We start from the raw sequence: 17,361 nt of genomic DNA on the forward strand, positions 1-17,361 counted from the left end.
TCTGATGACAAACCATAGCTTCACTTTTCATGTCGCCTCTGAAGGCGATACCGATGACATTCTCGACGTCGAAACCCGGGCTTTCGGCTACAGCAAAGAGGCCAGGCTGGTGGCCGATTTGCTCAACGATGAGAGCGCCTGCCCGACGCTATCGCTGCTGGCCAGGCATAACGGAGAGGCGGTTGGGCATATTTTATTCACCCGGGCGACGTTCAAAGGGGAGCCGGACTCGCCGATGATGCACATCCTTGCTCCCCTGGCGGTGGTGCCGGAATACCAGGGCGTGGGCGTTGGCGGAGAGCTTATCCGGCACGGCATTGAGCAGTTGAAAGCAATGGGAAGCCAGATGGTATTTGTTCTGGGCCACGCCGCTTACTACCCCAGGCACGGGTTTGAGCCATGCGCGGGAGATAAAGGCTATCCGGCGCCTTATCCGATTCCGGAGGCGCATAAAGCCTGCTGGATGCTGCAGCGGCTTTCGTCTCAGCCTCTGGGACGAACGGGCCAGATACAGTGCGCCCGGGCGTTAATGAAACCCGAGCACTGGCGCGAGTAATCAATAAGGAGATGATGATGACTATTGGCACGATTATTACCGGTTCCAGGCATATCGCGTTGTCATCCCGGGAGCGTAAAATCCCCTGGGATGAACCGGCTTTTAGCCAGCGTATGCTGGAGAACCACCTGTCGCAGGAGCACGACTGGGCCAGCCGCAGGCGGGCGGTTATCGAACAACAGGTCGCGTGGATTGCCGGACAGCTACCCGCCGGCGCGCGCATTCTGGACCTCGGCTGCGGGCCGGGCTTTTACACCCGCCTGCTGGCGGAGCGCGGCTTTTACTGTACGGGCGTGGATTTTTCGCCGGCGTCGATCGCCTGGGCCCGGCAGCAGGCGCAGGCGGCCGGGCTGGATATTACCTATCACCAGCAGGACGTTCGCGAGTACGCGCCGGAAACCCAGTTTGATTTCATTATGATGACCTTCGGTGAACTGAACGTGTTCAGCGCGGCTGAGGCCCGCTCGCTGGTTCATCGCTGCGCGCAGTGGCTGGTTCCGTGGGGAAAGCTACTCATCGAGGTTCATACCTATGCTGAAGTTAAACGTCAGGGAATGGCCGATCCCGGCTGGCAGCGCTGTCCGCAGGGGCTGTTTCTTGATGTTCCGCACCTGCTGCTGACGGAGCACGCCTGGGATCCGGCGGCGCAAACCAGCTCCACGCGGTTTATGGCGATTGAAGAGAGCGGCAAGGTGACGCGCTTCGGCAGCCGGATGACCGCCTGGCACGATGACGCTTATCTCGACCTGCTGCGCACGGCGGGTTTGACCACCATTACCCGCCCGGATGAGGCGGAATGGCCGGTCAGCGAAACCTTTACCGGCAAGCTGTACGCGCTGCTGGCCGAAAAAAACGTTCCCGATTCTCTTTCCGCAAAACCCATAAAAGGAATTCAACCATTGGATATCCCACGTATTTTCACCATTAGTGAAAGCGCTCACCGCATCCATAACCCGTTTACGCCGGAAAAATACGCCGCCCTTGGCCGGGTGCTGCGAATGAAGGCCGGAACCCGGATACTCGATCTTGGCAGCGGGTCGGGGGAGATGCTCTGTACCTGGGCGCGCGATCACGGCATTCGCGGCATCGGCGTCGACATGAGCGCGCTGTTCAGCGAGCAGGCTAAGCTGCGGGCAGAAGAGCTCGGCGTTGCCGACCGCGTGACGTTTATTCACCAGGACGCCGCCGGTTATGTGGCCGAGGAAAAATGCGACATCGCCGCCTGCGTGGGCGCGACCTGGATCGCCGGCGGCGTCGCCGGGACTATCGAGCTGCTGAGCAAAAGCCTCAAGCCCGGCGGTATGCTGCTGATCGGCGAACCGTACTGGCGCCAGGTACCGGCAACGGAAGAGATAGCACAGGCCTGTGGCGCCTCTTCGCTCGCCGACTTTCTGACGCTTGCCGATCTGGTCTCCTCTTACGATGCGCTTGGTTATGACCTCGTCGAAATGGTGCTGGCGGACCAGGAAGGCTGGGACCGCTACGAAGCGGCGAAATGGCTCACCATGCGCCGTTGGTTAGAGGAAAACCCCGATGATGAGTTTGTGCCAGAAGTCCGGGCGGAGCTGACGATGGCGCCAAAACGCCATGCGACTTATACGCGTGAATACTTTGGCTGGGGCGTATTTGCGTTAATCAAGCGGTAGTTGAAAGACCCGGCATAGCAGGAAGGCTATGCCGGGATCAGCGAGCTGGAGATCGTCCGGGAAGGGGACAGCATCATTCTGCGTCCCGTCCGGCCGACCTGGAGCTCGTTCGTGCAGCTGGACAGGGCCGATCCGGAATTTATGGCGGAGCGTGAAGACGTGGTCAGCGATGAAAGACGGTTTGAGCTATGAAGAAGAGCTGGATGCTCGACACCTGCATCTGCTCTTTCATCATGCTTGAGTAGCCGGCAACGTTGCTGAAGCGCCTGGAGCAGGCAGTGCTGCGCGGTCACCGCATCGTGGTCTCGGCCCTGATTTATGCCGAGATGCGTTTCGGCACCACCGGACCGAAGGCCTCGCCGCGCCATGTGCAACTGGTCGACGCGTTCTGCGCGCGCCTCGATGCTGTCCTGCCCTGGGACCGCGCCGCGGTGGACGCCACCACGGACATCAAAGTGGTGCTGCGCCTCGCCGGGACGCCAATCGGCCAAACGACATCGCGATAGCCGGGCACGCCATCGCGGTCGGCGCCGTGCTGGTGACGAATAATACACGGGAGTTTGCGCGGGTGCCGGGCCTGGTTCTGGAAGATTGGATAAAATAAAATGAGTGAAGGTCACGATAAGGGTATCGTGGTGAGTGGCACGAAATTCTGAGCAATATCCCCGTCAGTGTGAGGAACCTAATTTCCGGTAAATGCTGGCTGAGTCGATACTACTGGTGCAGTGAACACTCAGTATTAACGATCGTTAAGTACGACCGGAATGCTTTATTACCCTGCCAGCCCTGTCCTGTCAGCCAGTGATATAACAGGGCCCAAGATTATTGCTGCCTGTTCCAACATTTAGAGATCTGAAGAAAGAACTCTTTTTTTATGGCAGAAAAAGAGATTTAGTTGCTCTACCCGGGCTAAGCCGGCCAGCCCATCCAGGATTAGTTTGACCCTCTTTTGAATGGATGTTTATCATGTCCTCACCAACTGTCTCGAATACCGCCAGTCCCAGAGGGGCGACAAAATTGACACCATTCGCAGTCAGGATAGTTTCACAAGGAGGGAGTCCAGTATGGCAAGAGAGAAGATATAGTTTTATGTTTTTCTCACTAATATCTTTACTGAACTTTGTAAGATCAATGTCATCCCCCTCATCACCTCTCACCGCCAAAGGCCCCCTCTCGTTACCATGGCTCAGTAACACGAAAACATCACCATTTTTTAATGCCGATATTGACGTCCAAAAAAAATCGGGATCTTCAGTTAATGGCTGGCAACTATACCCCTTTCTGCGCATAATCCTTAACGTATCGGATGTTACTGAACCGTCATCATACAAAAATAATTTATTCATTTTAATCTCCGGAATTAAATCCCCTCAAACAACACTTTTTTAGAATCATATAATTAATTCTGATATATTCAGGTCATGCCAACAAATACAAGGATGGGAGCGTTGAATTTTAAATAATAGTTCCTTTCCAGACGTGATGATATCAGTAATAAACATGATAATAATACATGTCTGCTTATTCTGACTGGGCAGTTGAACTGCTCTCCGGTGTTGCTGCCGGTTGTAAAGTTTCAGACAGGGGGTCTATGCCGGCCCCCCGATTTTCCCGTTATCCCACATCCAGGCCAATACTGGTTAATATGGAATAAATTTATTGAACGTAAGATTTCAATCTTTCAATGAGTTTTGTATATTCTTCGGGCTCCTGATTGAGTATGACGCCATATTTTGCAATTGCAGCAGGGTCGACAAAAAGGAATGTACTGGCTTCCTGAAGTTGCTCAAAAGAAGTCTGCACAGATTTATGGCACGGTGAACTGGTGACTTTTTTATGAGATTCCTTTGTCGCATAAAAGAGCCTTACCGTCACGCTTGGTGCCCCAAAGAGTTCTTCACAGATAAACAGAAGATGGGCGATTTTTGCTTTATCGTCTTCCTGCGAACGGGTGAATTCACCACTGAGAGCGTTCAGAACATCTTTTGCTATTTGCATTGACCGCCCTGCGGTCAGGCCGGGTAATAAATTCTGAACAATCTGGGTATCCACACTCAGAGATCCACTCTTGATAGTCAGTGTATTGCTGAACTTCTGGACCTGCACAAAAAAACCAGTGCTGCTGATCATTTTTTCCCACGCATCATAATCAAATAATGTTTTGTTGCTAAGAGCAAGTGCCCGGGTCATCGCCGCAAATAAAACCGTCACACAGTCAAACAGTTCCTTCGTTCTTTCCTGCATCACTTCACTGGTTGTGGCATAGTATATATTTCCTGTCTGATTCATAATGAAATTAACAGGAGTTTCACCACCGACATTATCCTTATTTTCTTGAGTTTTGAATATACGTAAATATTCTGAAAGTGTTGTTTTTTCAGGTGAGGTGAATTTAAAAACCGGACTGTTTTTTTTCATTTCGGTCAGCATAGTCATATCCTTATAAATCAACAGAAGAGAATTGCGCTTACACAATAAAAATCAACTTAAAAACATAGTGAATTAATTTTTAAGTTTCATTTTTCATTTGGTGTAATTCATAATGGAATTGAAAAGTTAATAAATCCGTGATGTGTTTCACATTATGTTGTCAAATATAATCATAATGGATCGATTCATTAATCATAAATTCATGATGTGTATTGATTAAATGAATATTATAACTCGTATCGATTTTTAAAAAATAATATGCATTCGTCTCAATGACAAGATTTATCTCCTCAAGAGAATACATTCGAAACTGAATGCACCGATGTCCACAGGTTGTGGTCCCGGCCATCACCTGCACCGGGATGCATTCCGGGCGAGCTGCAGGAAAGTGTCACCCTGCCACGGCTGCTGGTCGAGGCGTTGATACCGTGCTGATCTGGGACCGAGCGGCGGTGGATGCCACATCGGAAATGTACAGCCGTACGTGAGATTTCTTCGCAAAGTTCCTGTAGCTCACCGTGTTCAGCACAGAGGGCTTTGTGATACCCGTCTGTGGCATACGCCCCGGCAAAAATACACTGTTCAAGCAGCCCCCAAAGCTGCAGGTTATTAATACCTTTTTCAGCGAGTTCCGCGTACAGGGGTTTCATTTTGTTGTATCGGGCAATCAGCCCATGTGGAATTCCTGGCCGGTTCAGGTCCGTCCCGCCAGTTGCTGAGTTTTTCCTTCAGTATCTGAACACCGGTCAATCCGGCGGCGCCATCATGATAGCGCAGGCGGACAGAGAAGGGCGGGAAAACCCGTGATATTGATGAAGTTTTTCGCGGTATACTCCAGAGCATTATCAGCAACGGGAAGGGCGGCAATGACAGCGACAATACCGGACGAATTTATCGAGGCATTTGACCGCGTATGGCACCTGCCGTCGGGCATGGACATCAACACCATACTTAAATTACCCGAATTTCTGCTTCTTCGGAACACGGCAGATAAGCTTTGCTATGCCAAAATCAAAGGAAACTTTTTTGATCCCTTTCTGCTTCGTGGACTCCAAAAACTTGGGGTTCCCTGCTTGTTTCCTGCCGGCTCCCCGCTCGCCGCCACGGATAGATCTGATACGGCCGCAGGCTGTTACGAGGCATTAATGAAGCACCACACGCATCATATCTATCTCTGCCCGCTCGATTGCGCTGGCGATATACCGCAAATTAAGACGGCCAACGCAAGTATCAGGCGCTTCAGTAGAAGTGAGCTGGATGAGCTGCTGAATTCTTTGCCGCAGCAAAGACAGCTTGGGTACGCCCATGCAGATACTGCGGGTTTATCGCAGTTTTTGTGGTTGGTGGTCAGTCATGATGAGGCGCTGTGTGCAGAATTTGCTGAACGCTACTGGTTTTGGAATGCCAGTAAGGAAATTCCAGGAACGGTCTATCCCTACAAATACCATTATCCGGAAGCCGTGGAAGGTGCCATTTTTTTATTGCTGTTGGCCATCTGGGAAGAATGGCAACTTAACGAAGAATACCACTGGCGCCCCTTCGATATCCCCTGGGTGCATACGCTCTCAGACGATATTTTTTGGCAACAACCCCCCATCCCGTCAGCCGCCTCACTCACCTGGGTACCTTATACATATCAGGATGAAAATACGGACTGCCAGGAGTATGTGGCTCCCTACAAATACAATTACAGCCTGACCAGTGACCAACTGATGCCTTTTGTTGACACTCACGTCTTCGAGCGCCTTGAAACGGCCATAACCAATGGCCTCATCAATATGGCGGCTCGTCATCAATTTGTGAAAGCGTTTCGGTCCGATGGCGTTGACGAGTTCCTGGCTCATATTGTCGTGATTGACGCCTGTGTTGGCGAAAAATCAGTGAATAAGACACTGGAAAAAGAGCTCAAAGATCTTGGTGGTACTGGTAGATTAAAACACAGGTTGGCGGGGTTACTTAATGATGCATCTGTCAAAGAGAAGTTGCACGTCCTGTATAAAGCCCGTAGTAACTATGTGCACGGCAATATGCTTGAGAAAATTCCAGGTGAACACATTCTGCAAGCACGTATCCTGGCCAGAAAAACACTGAACGCCATTATTACCGAAGCAGGTCAATCGCCGGGATTAAAACGGGATGAGTTTCTTGACAATGTTCTGCGAAGAGGATGGAAGCTAAATCAAGGCGGGTAGTGGATGCCACCACGGCGATCAAGGCGGCACTGGCCGCCGCCGTACTGATGACGAATAATACGCGGGAGTTTGCGCGGGTGCCGGGCCTGGTGCTGGAAGACTGGGTGAAATAATCCCGAAAAAAATTTCGTTACGGAGACGAGAGAAATGAATGCTGAACACACGGACTACGGCTGGCTTTTCAGAGAACCGGCTGAAGAAACTGACGGCGATGTTGTTATTGATCTGGAACACCTTCCTCAGGAGCTTAAACTGGCCGCTATCCAGATTTTGCTGGATCAGATTGACCGTGAAACGGCAGAAAAAAACTGGCAGAAGTCATACAGCAACTCGAGTTTGATATCACCGCTGCCGAACTGTCAGCGTATCTTTTTAAACCGGGCCATGCCTGAAAGATGGCCCGGTCGTGTTATCAGTGAAGATCGTGAGCGGACTTCACTGCTGCGGCTGGAGCAGATTACAGAGCTGTGCCTCTGGCAGGTACCTTCAATGTAGTGATATCGACGCCTTCGAGTTTATTTTGTTGCTTCACTCTTTAAGACTGTCGATGCTTTTTCCGGACTGACAGCCAGCCACACCGAAACGCATACAATTAACGCTCCGATAATAAATCCTTGGTTAATGGTTTCCCCCAGAGCCAGATATCCCCACAACACAGCGAAGGGGGGAATTAAAAAAGTAACTGTGAGTGAACGTAAGGGGCCGATATCAGCGATAAGCCGGAAATAGAGTATGTAGGCAAATGCGGTACAGATCGCTCCTGCGGCAATGACGCTTATCCATGCCTCTTGCTGTAACCAGTTAACGGTCGGTCCACTATGGGTGCTCCATATAAAAAAGGGTAGCAAAAAAAAGGACGCACCTATCTGACTACCGAAGGCCACCATTTTAGGATCGAGTCCACCTTTGTTTGAAATCCAGCTACGCGTCAGAAAACCGGCGATCGCATAGCAACTGGTCGCGATGAGGCAGGCAATAACGCCGGCAATTTGTTTCTCAACTGACAGGGGTTCACCAATTGTGGCGATCGCGATGATCCCGACAATGCCCAGGAGCATGCCAGCCCATTTTCTGAAGGTTAATTTCTCTGCAAAAAATGCAAACCCAATCACTGCCCCCATCAACGGCGTTGTTGCATTCAGAATGGCTGAATACCCAGCCGGTAACCATTTGGCAGCCAGGCAATACATCAGGAAGGGTAATCCAGAATTAATGACGCCAAGCATCACTGAGGACTTAAATTTATCTTTAAAGTCAAAAGAAGATTTAAAGATAAATAAAATAACCGCGAGGCCTGTGAAACCAAAAAAGACGCGCAAAAAAGCCGTGTTAATAGCGCCAAACTGCGGTACGGCTATGCGCATAAAGAGAAAACTCGCGCCCCAGATAGCGGCGAGCAACAATAACCGAAGATAATCAGCAATGCGCATAGCGGTTCCTTTTATTTGAATGAGAAGTCACAACGTAACTGTGAAACAGGGCGGGCGTACTGACAAACAAGATTTTTGTTTATACTTAAGCTTTTCTAATTCATGAATTCGTGTAGCCGATGAAAATGCCACCTTTACATGCGCTTATGTGTTTTGAGTCTGCGGCAAGGCTGATGAGTATGAAAGCGGCTGCCGATGAGTTATGCGTAACATCCAGCGCGGTCAGCCAACAGATTGCGAAGCTGGAAAGCATGACGAACAGCCGGTTGTTCATCCGTAGTCCTCGCCGTCTCGAACTGACAACCGAAGGACGCATCTATCTGCGGGCGATAAGGCCGGCTTTCAATCAGATAGCAGAAGCAACACAGCGCTTAATGAATGAAGGAAAGGCAAACAAAGTGACGGTCAGTTGCACAAGTGGTTTTGCCATCCAATGGCTCCTGCCGCGGCTGCCTGCATTTGAAAAAGCTAACGCGGGCGTGGAAGTGCAAATCAGTACCACCAACAGGCAGGTTGATTTACTGTCTGAAGGGATTGATTTCGCCATCCGACACGGGGCTGGTGACTATCCCGGGCTGGAGTCTGAGTGCCTGATAAACGATAAACTCCTCCCGGTCTGTAGCCCCCGGTTAATCGCATCAGAAGACGAGCTCTCATCACCGGGCGATATGGCTGAATACACGCTGCTGCACGATGAACACCGGCTGGACTGGGCTCTCTGGTTTCGTGCTCTGGGTATTAGCGATCTGAAGACAGACACGGGGCCCGTTTTCATCGATTCCAACGGCGTGATTGAGGCCGCAATCGCGGGCAAAGGTATCGCGCTCGTGCGCAGTTCTCTTATTTGTGAAGAACTGAAGAGTGGTTTGCTGATTAACCCGCTAAAAATACCGGTTGATACGCCGATTGCGTACTATCTGGTGTATGACGAGTCCGCGGTCTTGCAGAAGATATGCCGGCGTTTCCGTGACTGGATAACCACGACCGCGACCAAAGAATTTCCCGCGATAGACAAGAGGGCTAAATAAAGAAGCTGACTCCAGTTCTGTCCGTACTCTCTCTGAATCCCCTGTGGCGTGGGGAGTAAATGGGGAGATATTCGTCTCCCCGCTGAAGACACGTTGCTGCTCGAATACAGCAGACCTGACGGCGGCAGCCCGTTTTATCAGAATTTGACGGTCACCTGATTGCCGAGCACCCAGGCGTTTTTAATCTCTTCGCTTCCTCCCGGATGAACGAGCAGCTGCAGGTTAGGGCGCACGGTCAGCCATGGCGTCGCGCGAAAGCTATAATGCAGCTCTGCGGCATACTCGGCTCTGCGAACCGGAACATACAGAGGGTTATCATAATCATCGATCCCCCGCATCTGGTTCAGGAGCTGCGCCCGACGGGCGACTCTGTCGTTGGCGTGCATTTTACTGACGCCGAAGCTGATAAAGTCCTGCGGACGGCTGGCGAAAGGGCCTTGATAAATGGCGCCGGCCTGAATCTGATAGTCCATTGTCGCCGTATCTTTATCATTCATTGCCAGATGCCCGAAAAGGCTAAGGCCACGTTGGCGCTGGCTGCTCGAGTAGGTCAGCTGCTGGACGACATAGAGATAACCTCCGTAGCGGCCGTCGTGTCGCCGGGCGGCCTGGTGCGTGAGCACATAGGGATCGCCATTGTCATCATCCAGCACATCATTGGCGTCCGCCGTGTTATACCATCCCCCGAGTTTCCAGATGCCGGGGAGTTTTGCCGCGCCGAGAGTAGGTCTATATCCCAGTTCAAAAAGGTACATGTACCCCAGATGCCCGGTACCATCCAGCTGGAAGCTTCCGTGGCGGGTGGCGTAGGCAGGATTGTACTGAAACGCGCCGGCCTGGACGTAAAGGGCTGGGGCGGGGCTGTATTTAATACGGCCGCCCCACTGGCCTATGGGGGTGTTATACCAGACGCCGCTACCGTGGCCGGCTAAAGAGCCGCACAGCGACAGGTTTTGAAAAAAGCAGCCGTTGTTATCAAAATCCTCTCCCGGCGGCATCAGGCCCACCTTGAGATCCAGCTTTTTATCCCACCCGGTTTTTTTGAACCAAAACTGCGTCGCGTGCCATGTTTGCCCCCGACCGTAGTTGCTCTGAACACCGGAGCCTATTACCGGCGCGCGCGGATCCTGAAGGCGATCCTGAGTCAGATCTCGCCCGTTACGATTATTCACCGACGCTTTAAATTCACCGTCGTGAATACCTAAAATCTTTTCCAGATCCATATTTACGCCGAGAATATACTGGTCGCTGTAGCGCAGAGTTTTATCGCGATCGTAACCGCCGGAGATATTCGTGGCCGTCATTGCGCTATATTCCAGCGTAAAATCATAACCATGACGGCGCAGATCCGTACGCACGCCTCCCCATTCTCCGGTCATGTTTTTTGCGGTGGGAGAAAAAAGCGTCTCGTTGGCCAGCGTCTGTAAAGGGTGTAGTAAAGCCAGCAGCATCGTGCCGCTGTGGATGAGTTTGTTCATGTTTTTACCGCCTGTTAATGATCCAGGTCTATGAATAATTCCCGGTAAGGCGCAGCTGAATCAGCCGACTGCGCCGACCTCCCGTCAGAGGTGGCCCCGCGCTTCCCGGAGCCACAGGCCGTCTATGGCGACAGCTCTTCTAACGATTTTCCTTTGGTTTCAATGGCAAAAAGCCAGGTAATTAAGCCGCCAATCAGCGCAATGACCGCGAAAGTAATAAACACAAAGCGGATCCCGAAGCCGCTGACGATAAAACCGACCATCAGTGGGCCGATGGACGACCCCGCCCGGAGCCATGCGCTGGAATACGCGGTGCCGATAGCGCGCAGTCGGGTGGGATAAAGCTCTGCCGCGTACAGATAAAGCGAGAAAGCGATGGTCTGCAGAATGGCGTAGGTCAGGCTGCCCAGAATCAGAATTTCAACGGCGGATTTCGCGCCCAGAACGGAGAGCGTAATCAGCGGAACGATAGCCAGTAAAAAGGCCCATGTGTACCAGCGTTTGCGCCCGACGCGGTCGATCATCAAGGCGCAGATCACTGAAGCCACGACGCCACAGGAAGAGGTGATCCAGCCGTAGGCCAGACTGGTATCGAGGGAGAGGTTAAACCAGGTTTTGTAGAGGGTTGGAAACCAGGTGATCATTCCGTTGTTGACGCTATAAACCGTCAGCCACAGTCCCCAGAGCATAAAGGTGCGGGATTTATAGATACCGCCAAAGAGGGCTTTAACCCCTTCCGGAGCCGCTTTTTGCACCGCGGGGGCTTTTATTTCCGGTTCGGGCAACGTCATCCCGCGCCTGATGACCTCTGATTCCAGCGTCGATACGATGCTGTCCGCTTCCTTCAGCCTCCCTTTTGCGGTCAACCAGCGCGGTGATTCCGGCATGAGCCAGCGCAGGGGAACGGTCAGCGCGGAGGGGACTAAGCCAATTAAAAACATGACCTTCCAGCCATAGATGGGCACCAGAAAATACCCCACCAATCCGGCAAACATCATACCGATAGGGAAAATCACTTCATACAACAAAAAGAAACGCCCGCGCTTTTTGGCACCGACAAATTCATTGATATAGGCGCTGGCAACGGGGACTTCCGCACCGATACCCACCCCCTGTAAAAAGCGAATAACAAGAATTGACCAGCCGTTCCAGGCAAAAAGGCAGGCCGCATCCATGAGTACGAACATGATGATGGTGATACGCAATACGCCGATGCGGCCTATTTTTTCCGCCAGCGAGCCGAAAAACAGGGCGCCGCACAGCTGGCCCACGTAGCTGGCCGCAATAATAAGACCGACAAACGTCGGCGTGAGACCCCACTCCTGGGTAAGCTGGGGGAGCGCAAAAGCGATAGCAATAATGGTATAGGCATCGAAAAACGTCGATAAGCCGACGATAACGCGGATCGCTTTCAGCCGTCGGGTGATGGGGAGGCGTTCCAGCCTTGCCAGCAGCGCGTCTGGCGTGGACGCCGTTCCGCTGGCAACGGCGTAATCTGAAGCAATGGCCTGAGTTGACATAGTATTACCCTGTTAAACGTTGTCTGGGGCATACACGTAAGGTTCTGAATAACCACAGGGCAACGAACCCTTATTCATCGACGTGCTGCATATAATGCTGTCCTGATGTGTTTATGATAACGTTACTGCAATCGATTTCACTTGCAGCTAATCCTTTGCTGGATTCGCCACTAAGTCAATTACGCCTGTTGTATAAATGTCGAGCAGTTCACAATCTGAAAAAACTCACGCGCAAAAAGGCGAAGCGGCGAATGCAAAGCAAAATGGATAAGAAATGTGAATTAACGACCAGCCGAATGAACCCGGCAAAGTGAAGCACCATTCCTTTTGTCCGGGCGAGGTTTGACGTAAGATCCTTTAACCCCACGGTTTGCACGATGGTATCCGTTGAACGGGCAACACGGATTTTTACCCGCATTGATGAGTTGGAGCAGCAGATGGATCAAGAAAGTGAACTGAACGATTTGCCGGAAAAAAAGCTGGCGACAATGCGGGATGTTGCTCGCGCTGCGGGCGTGAGCGTCTCGACCGTTTCGCGCGTACTCGATGAACGGTTACCCACCTCGCGCAGCGCCTCGGCAGAGAAAATTCGCCAGGTGGCCCGTGAACTGGGCTACCGTCGGGACTATGTTGCTTCCAGCCTGCGCCGGGGCGATACCGGAACGCTTGGCGTCCTGGTGCCGAGGCTGACCGATGCCGTTACGGCGATGCTTTTCGAAGAGATAGCCAGGGCGGCGGCCAGGCGAGGCTATTTCGCGATCGTTGCGACCTGCGGTGATAGCAAGGATCAGGAGAAAAACGCCGTGGAATCGCTGCTGGATCGCCGCGTGGATGGGTTGATCATGTCCACCTGCCGGCTGGACGATCCTTTGCCGCAAACCCTGCGTGAACGGGATGTGCCCCACGTTCTGGCGCTGCGTACCGACGGTTTTAGCCCCTCATCGGTCGGGGACGATGAGCTTGGCGGCTATCTGGCTACCCGACACCTGATTGATTTAGGCCACCGCGATATTGGCCTGATTGGCGGCCCTGATTTTGCCTCCAACGCGCGCAACCGGCGTAAGGGCTTTGAGCGGGCAATGCAGGAAGCCGGGCTCAGGATCGAAGCGGAATGGTGCTGTCATTCAGATTTTAATATCGCCTCGGGGGAGCAGCAGGGAATGAAAATTCTCAGCCAGCCTCATCGCCCGAGCGCGCTATTTGCCGTCAATGACGAACTGGCGATCGGCGTCCTCGCGGCCGCGCACCAGCAGGGGCTGGTGATTGGCGAAGATCTCTCCCTGGTCGGCTACAATGATATTCCCCTGGTGAGCAGACTGCCCGTGGCGCTGACCTCGGTCAGAACGCCGCTGGAGCATATCGCCAGCAATGCGGTTGATATGTTATTGAATCCAGAGATAAATAATAACATGCGGATTACCACGCCTTCCCTTATTCCCCGTAAGTCTACCGCGTCTCCACGTAAATAATCCCCCTGCGATCCTCCCCGATTTTCCAGGAGAAAGCGGGGAGGGTTGAATTTTGTATAACGGATCTCATCCTGGATGCAGATCGCGGTTTAGTTTATGATCCGCGTTGCATTTTTAACCAACATGGCGTTGACGGTTTTATTTTTGAGGTTCAATGTCAACGTCGTGAAAACGATTGCGGAAACGATTTCACTTCCGTTTCAAAGAATCGCTTAACCGTAAACAAATGCTTACTCATCAAGGGGATATTTATGATTAACATCGATCTGAGAGGTTTGACTCCGGCTCCGGTTACACCCTTCACTCGCGATGGACGCGTAGACTATGATGCCATTCAGCGCCTCGGCAGCTGGCTGGGCAGCATCGACGGGGTGAAAGGTCTGGTGGTGCTGGGACACGCAGGGGAGGGGACTTTTCTGACCCAGGAAGAGCAGGCGAATGTGATCCGCGCGTTTGTGAAGTCCGTGGATGATAAGCTTCCGATCATTGCCGGCATCACCGGGGAAGGGACGGAAGTGGCTGCGCTGGAGGCGAAGCGCGCCGTTGCCGCCGGCGCATCCGCCGGTTTGCTCTATCCTTCCCACGGCTGGCTGCGCTTTGGCTATCAGGATGGCGCGCCTCAGGATCGCTACCGCGTGGTGTACGAAGAAAGCGGCCTGCCGCTGATTCTTTTCCAGTATCCGGATGTCACTAAAGCCACCTACAACCTGAAAACGCTGCTGGATATCTCCGCGCAGCCGGGCGTATTTGCCATGAAGAATGGCGTACGTAATATGCGCCGCTGGGATACCGAAATTCCGGTTATTCGCCGCGAGCGTCCGGATCTGCAAATCTTAAGCTGCCACGATGAATATCTGCTGCATACCGCCTTTGATGTGGATGGCTTCCTGGTCGGCTACGGCAATATCGCGCCTGAGCCGTTAATTGAAATGATTAAGGCGGGTAAAGCGGGCGATTACGTTAAAGCGCGTGAGCTGCACGACCGACTGCTGCCGGTGACCAAAAGCGTCTACCACCGCGGTTCGCACATGGAAGGGACCGTGGCCCTTAAACATGCTCTGGTTGCGCGCGGGATCCTTGAACATGCCACCGTTCGCTCTCCGCTGCTGCCGCTCGAAAATGGCGCTGAAAAAGAGATCCATGACGCCATGCGCGCCGCTGAGCTGGGCCGCGTCGGTTAATTTATTCTGCGTCTGTTGTTAATCCGCAATGCAGAAATATCGCTTACTGTATTGCGGATCATCGGTTACTTCGCCCCGGTATTTTTTGCTGCTCTTCATCATAACGTCGGGGCTTTCACCTCTGTATATTGCTGGGTGATTTATGAAACTATTAAGCTTTCGCGTTAATGATAAAAACAAATATGGCCTGGCGACCGCTGACGGCGTCATCGATCTGCAGGCGCGGTTTCCTCAATATGGCAGCCTGCTGGAATTTATACCGCATCTTCATCTTGTTGATACTCTGCCGCCGTCTGCGAAACAGGCGAACTATTCTTTCGACGAGATCGCTTTCCTGCCGGTCATTACTGAACCGAAAAAAATTATCTGCGCTGGCGTGAATTATCGCGATAAAAATGCTGCCGGTAACGAGAAGCCCTCTAACCCAGTGCTATTCATTCGCTTTGCGGATTCACAGACCGGGCATCTGGCACCGCTCCTCAAGCCGGAACGCAGCAATGAGTTTGACTATGAAGGCGAAATGGCGCTGGTGATGGGCCGTGGAGGACGCAATATACCAGAGCAGGAGGCGCTGCATTATGTTGCCGGCTACAGCTGCTATATGGATGGCTCCGTGCGCGACTGGCAGCATGCCTGCTTTACCGGCGGCAAAAACTGGCCAGCGACGGGCGGCTTCGGCCCCTGGCTGGTGACCGCGGACGCTATCCCCGACCCGCAAAATCTGAATATTACCACCCGACTGAATGGCCAGACGGTGCAGCAGGATAATACGGGCAGCATGTTGTATTCAATTGCCGAACTCATTGCGTATATCAGCACCTTCAGCGCGCTCTCGCCGGGGGATGTCATTCTGACCGGCACGCCCGGAGGCATCGGAAAAAAACGTACCCCGCCGCTCTTTATGCAGCCCGGGGACAGGGTGGAAGTCGAGATTGAGCAGATCGGATGCCTGATGAATACCGTACGCAGCGATGCCGCGGTAGCGCGATAAGTTATCGTTTTGTATCCAAAAACAGGGTGAGAGCGCGTTTGCCCGGCGGCCAGGACTTGCAGGCCATTTAATCATGTAAAGGGTTAATGCCGGACAGGGAGCCGTGGAGGCAATGTATGATATTGGTTCAGTTTCTGGTGGTGCTGCTGTTTCTGTACATCGGCATGCGGGTCGGGGGGATCGGCGTGGGGTTTGCCGGCGGCGCCGGCGTGATTGTCCTCAGCGCGCTCGGCGCCACGCCGGGTGATATGCCGATGCTGGTTATCGTATTTATCATGGTGGTGATCGTGGCGATTGCCGCCATGCAGGAGGCCGGCGGTATTGAATACCTTGTTGACCTCACCGAGCGCCTGCTGCGCCGCTATCCGCGATTGTTAGTCATCACCGCGCCGCTTTCCACCTGGCTATTAACCATGATGGCCAGCACCGGGCAGGTCTCTTTTGCCTGTATGCCGGTGATTGTCGGCGTGGCGAAAGAGAACAATATAAAGCCCACCCGGGCGCTTGCTCTTTCGGTCGGCGCCTCTTTGCTGGGCATTGTGGCGTCGCCCATTTCTGCGGCGGTGATTTTCTTCTCGGGGATTCTGGAAAAGGGCCATTCTGGCTGGGGCTATATTGAGCTTATCGCGGTATCAATCCCGTCCACCTTTCTGGCGCTGCTGGTCACCTCCGTTTTTTACCTGTGCTGGGACAGGATCCGCCAGCAGGATCGGCTCAATGACAATCCGGTTCAGGTGCAGGTAAGGACTGCGCGGGCGATCCCGCCCTGCGCCGGTCGTTCGGTGCTGATTTTTATCGTCGGGTTGGTTGTGGTGCTGGTTTATGCGATTGTCACCAGTCCGAAACTCGGGCTGATTGCCCATCCGGTCATGAGCAGCGGACAGGCGCGGGTAGGAGTGATGATGGGCGTTGCGCTGCTGATTGTGGTGTGCTGCCGGGTTAACGTACACAAGGTCCCGTCCGGCTCGGTGTTTAAAACCGGGATGACCTCCTGCATCTGTATTCTCGGCGTCGCCTGGCTGGGTTCAACCTTTATGGACAGTAATCAACAGTGGTTGCAAAGCGCGGTCTCGTCACACTTGCTGGATTCGCCCATGATGCTGGCCATTATTATTATGGCGGCCTCATGCTTCTTGTATTCTCAGGCGGCTTCCACAAAAATTTTATTCCCCGCCGCGCTGAGTATGGGCGTTGCCCCGGCTATTTTGGTTGCCTGCTTCCCGGCAACGGCTTCTCTTTTTATTCTGCCAAACTATCCGACGCTGCTGGCGGCGGTAGAGCTGGATGATACCGGCTCCACCAGACTGGGCCGACATATTATCGATCACCCTTTTCTGCTGCCTGGCTTGGCATCGGTCCTGCTTTCAATGCTCTTCGCCGCGGGGCTGGCTTATTGGATTCAGTGAATCGCCTGAGGCTTTTACTTTGAATACCTCCGAA

Annotated in this window: 14 protein-coding genes and 4 pseudogenes; 13 read left to right on the forward strand and 5 right to left on the reverse strand. The window is 52.8% G+C overall.

Annotation, left to right across the window (positions count from 1 at the left end; all coding sequences use genetic code 11):
* Positions 1-4 precede the first annotated feature (4 nt).
* The 5 genes and pseudogenes from BJF97_RS06180 to BJF97_RS06195 all read left to right on the forward strand — a co-directional run bounded on the left by BJF97_RS06180 (position 5) and on the right by BJF97_RS06195 (position 2,806).
* Positions 5-556 carry a GNAT family N-acetyltransferase gene (locus BJF97_RS06180; protein ID WP_032693191.1) on the forward strand — a complete coding sequence of 184 codons (552 nt, stop codon included), beginning with the start codon at positions 5-7 and terminating at the stop codon, positions 554-556.
* Between the two features lie 113 nt (positions 557-669).
* A pseudogene (locus BJF97_RS35010) lies at positions 670-1,047 on the forward strand (class I SAM-dependent methyltransferase); the annotation flags it as partial.
* A gap of 408 nt (positions 1,048-1,455) precedes the next feature.
* Positions 1,456-2,202 (forward strand): SAM-dependent methyltransferase, encoded by a 747-nt coding sequence (locus BJF97_RS35015; protein WP_223226754.1) that lies wholly within the window; start codon positions 1,456-1,458, stop codon positions 2,200-2,202.
* Between the two features lie 27 nt (positions 2,203-2,229).
* Positions 2,230-2,394 (forward strand): annotated as a pseudogene (locus BJF97_RS34650) (type II toxin-antitoxin system VapB family antitoxin); the annotation flags it as partial.
* A 62-nt stretch (positions 2,395-2,456) separates the two neighbouring features.
* Positions 2,457-2,806 (forward strand): annotated as a pseudogene (locus tag BJF97_RS06195) (type II toxin-antitoxin system VapC family toxin).
* A 268-nt stretch (positions 2,807-3,074) separates the two neighbouring features.
* On the opposite strand, the gene BJF97_RS06200 reads toward BJF97_RS06195, so the two are convergent.
* Together BJF97_RS06200 and BJF97_RS06205 are read right to left on the reverse strand one after the other, a co-directional pair.
* Positions 3,075-3,548 carry a hypothetical protein gene (locus BJF97_RS06200; protein ID WP_032693194.1) on the reverse strand — a complete coding sequence of 158 codons (474 nt, stop codon included), beginning with the start codon at positions 3,546-3,548 and terminating at the stop codon, positions 3,075-3,077.
* Positions 3,549-3,858: 310 nt separating this feature from the next.
* The gene (locus BJF97_RS06205) at positions 3,859-4,632 is read right to left on the reverse strand and encodes a Zygote formation protein zyg1 (RefSeq protein ID WP_088168442.1); all 774 of its coding nucleotides are present in this window, start codon (positions 4,630-4,632) and stop codon (positions 3,859-3,861) included.
* 866 nt (positions 4,633-5,498) lie between these two features.
* On the opposite strand from BJF97_RS06205, the gene BJF97_RS06210 reads away from it, so the two are divergent.
* From BJF97_RS06210 to BJF97_RS34655, 3 genes and pseudogenes are all read left to right on the forward strand, one after another.
* Positions 5,499-6,824: a hypothetical protein gene (locus BJF97_RS06210; RefSeq protein ID WP_176394013.1), complete on the forward strand. Its 1,326-nt coding sequence runs from the start codon at positions 5,499-5,501 to the stop codon at positions 6,822-6,824.
* Positions 6,815-6,937: pseudogene (locus BJF97_RS33970) on the forward strand (VapC toxin family PIN domain ribonuclease); the annotation flags it as partial. The gene BJF97_RS06210 and the pseudogene BJF97_RS33970, both read left to right, overlap by 10 nt.
* A gap of 34 nt (positions 6,938-6,971) precedes the next feature.
* Positions 6,972-7,319, forward strand: coding sequence for a hypothetical protein (locus BJF97_RS34655; RefSeq protein ID WP_014837497.1), 348 nt, complete (start codon positions 6,972-6,974; stop codon positions 7,317-7,319).
* A gap of 20 nt (positions 7,320-7,339) precedes the next feature.
* On the opposite strand, the gene BJF97_RS06220 is transcribed toward BJF97_RS34655, so the two are convergent.
* Positions 7,340-8,254, reverse strand: coding sequence for a DMT family transporter (locus tag BJF97_RS06220; RefSeq protein ID WP_032693196.1), 915 nt, complete (start codon positions 8,252-8,254; stop codon positions 7,340-7,342).
* Between the two features lie 119 nt (positions 8,255-8,373).
* Between BJF97_RS06220 and gcvA the strand changes: the two genes are divergently transcribed.
* On the forward strand, positions 8,374-9,282 hold the full coding sequence (gene gcvA, locus BJF97_RS06225; protein ID WP_032693197.1) for a transcriptional regulator GcvA: 909 nt from the start codon (positions 8,374-8,376) through the stop codon (positions 9,280-9,282).
* Between the two features lie 137 nt (positions 9,283-9,419).
* Here gcvA and BJF97_RS06230 read toward each other — a convergent pair whose 3' ends face one another.
* Both BJF97_RS06230 and BJF97_RS06235 read right to left on the reverse strand, forming a co-directional pair.
* Positions 9,420-10,760, reverse strand: coding sequence for a carbohydrate porin (locus tag BJF97_RS06230; protein ID WP_014228059.1), 1,341 nt, complete (start codon positions 10,758-10,760; stop codon positions 9,420-9,422).
* Positions 10,761-10,882: 122 nt separating this feature from the next.
* Entirely contained in the window at positions 10,883-12,280 is a 1,398-nt protein-coding gene (locus tag BJF97_RS06235; protein ID WP_014228060.1) for an MFS transporter, read from the reverse strand.
* A gap of 437 nt (positions 12,281-12,717) precedes the next feature.
* Between BJF97_RS06235 and BJF97_RS06240 the strand changes: the two genes are divergently transcribed.
* The 4 genes from BJF97_RS06240 to BJF97_RS06255 all read left to right on the forward strand — a co-directional run bounded on the left by BJF97_RS06240 (position 12,718) and on the right by BJF97_RS06255 (position 17,327).
* On the forward strand, positions 12,718-13,749 hold the full coding sequence (locus BJF97_RS06240) for a LacI family DNA-binding transcriptional regulator (RefSeq protein ID WP_004848002.1): 1,032 nt from the start codon (positions 12,718-12,720) through the stop codon (positions 13,747-13,749).
* Between the two features lie 251 nt (positions 13,750-14,000).
* Positions 14,001-14,930, forward strand: coding sequence for a dihydrodipicolinate synthase family protein (locus BJF97_RS06245; protein ID WP_004848004.1), 930 nt, complete (start codon positions 14,001-14,003; stop codon positions 14,928-14,930).
* Positions 14,931-15,072: 142 nt separating this feature from the next.
* The gene (locus BJF97_RS06250; RefSeq protein ID WP_032693198.1) at positions 15,073-15,921 is read left to right on the forward strand and encodes a fumarylacetoacetate hydrolase family protein; all 849 of its coding nucleotides are present in this window, start codon (positions 15,073-15,075) and stop codon (positions 15,919-15,921) included.
* 116 nt (positions 15,922-16,037) lie between these two features.
* A complete protein-coding gene (locus BJF97_RS06255) occupies positions 16,038-17,327 on the forward strand; it encodes an anaerobic C4-dicarboxylate transporter family protein (protein WP_032693199.1) in 1,290 nt (429 codons plus the stop codon).
* Positions 17,328-17,361 lie beyond the last annotated feature (34 nt).

This window comes from Klebsiella sp. LTGPAF-6F, assembly GCF_001753185.1.
Taxonomy (GTDB): Bacteria; Pseudomonadota; Gammaproteobacteria; order Enterobacterales; family Enterobacteriaceae; genus Klebsiella; species Klebsiella michiganensis.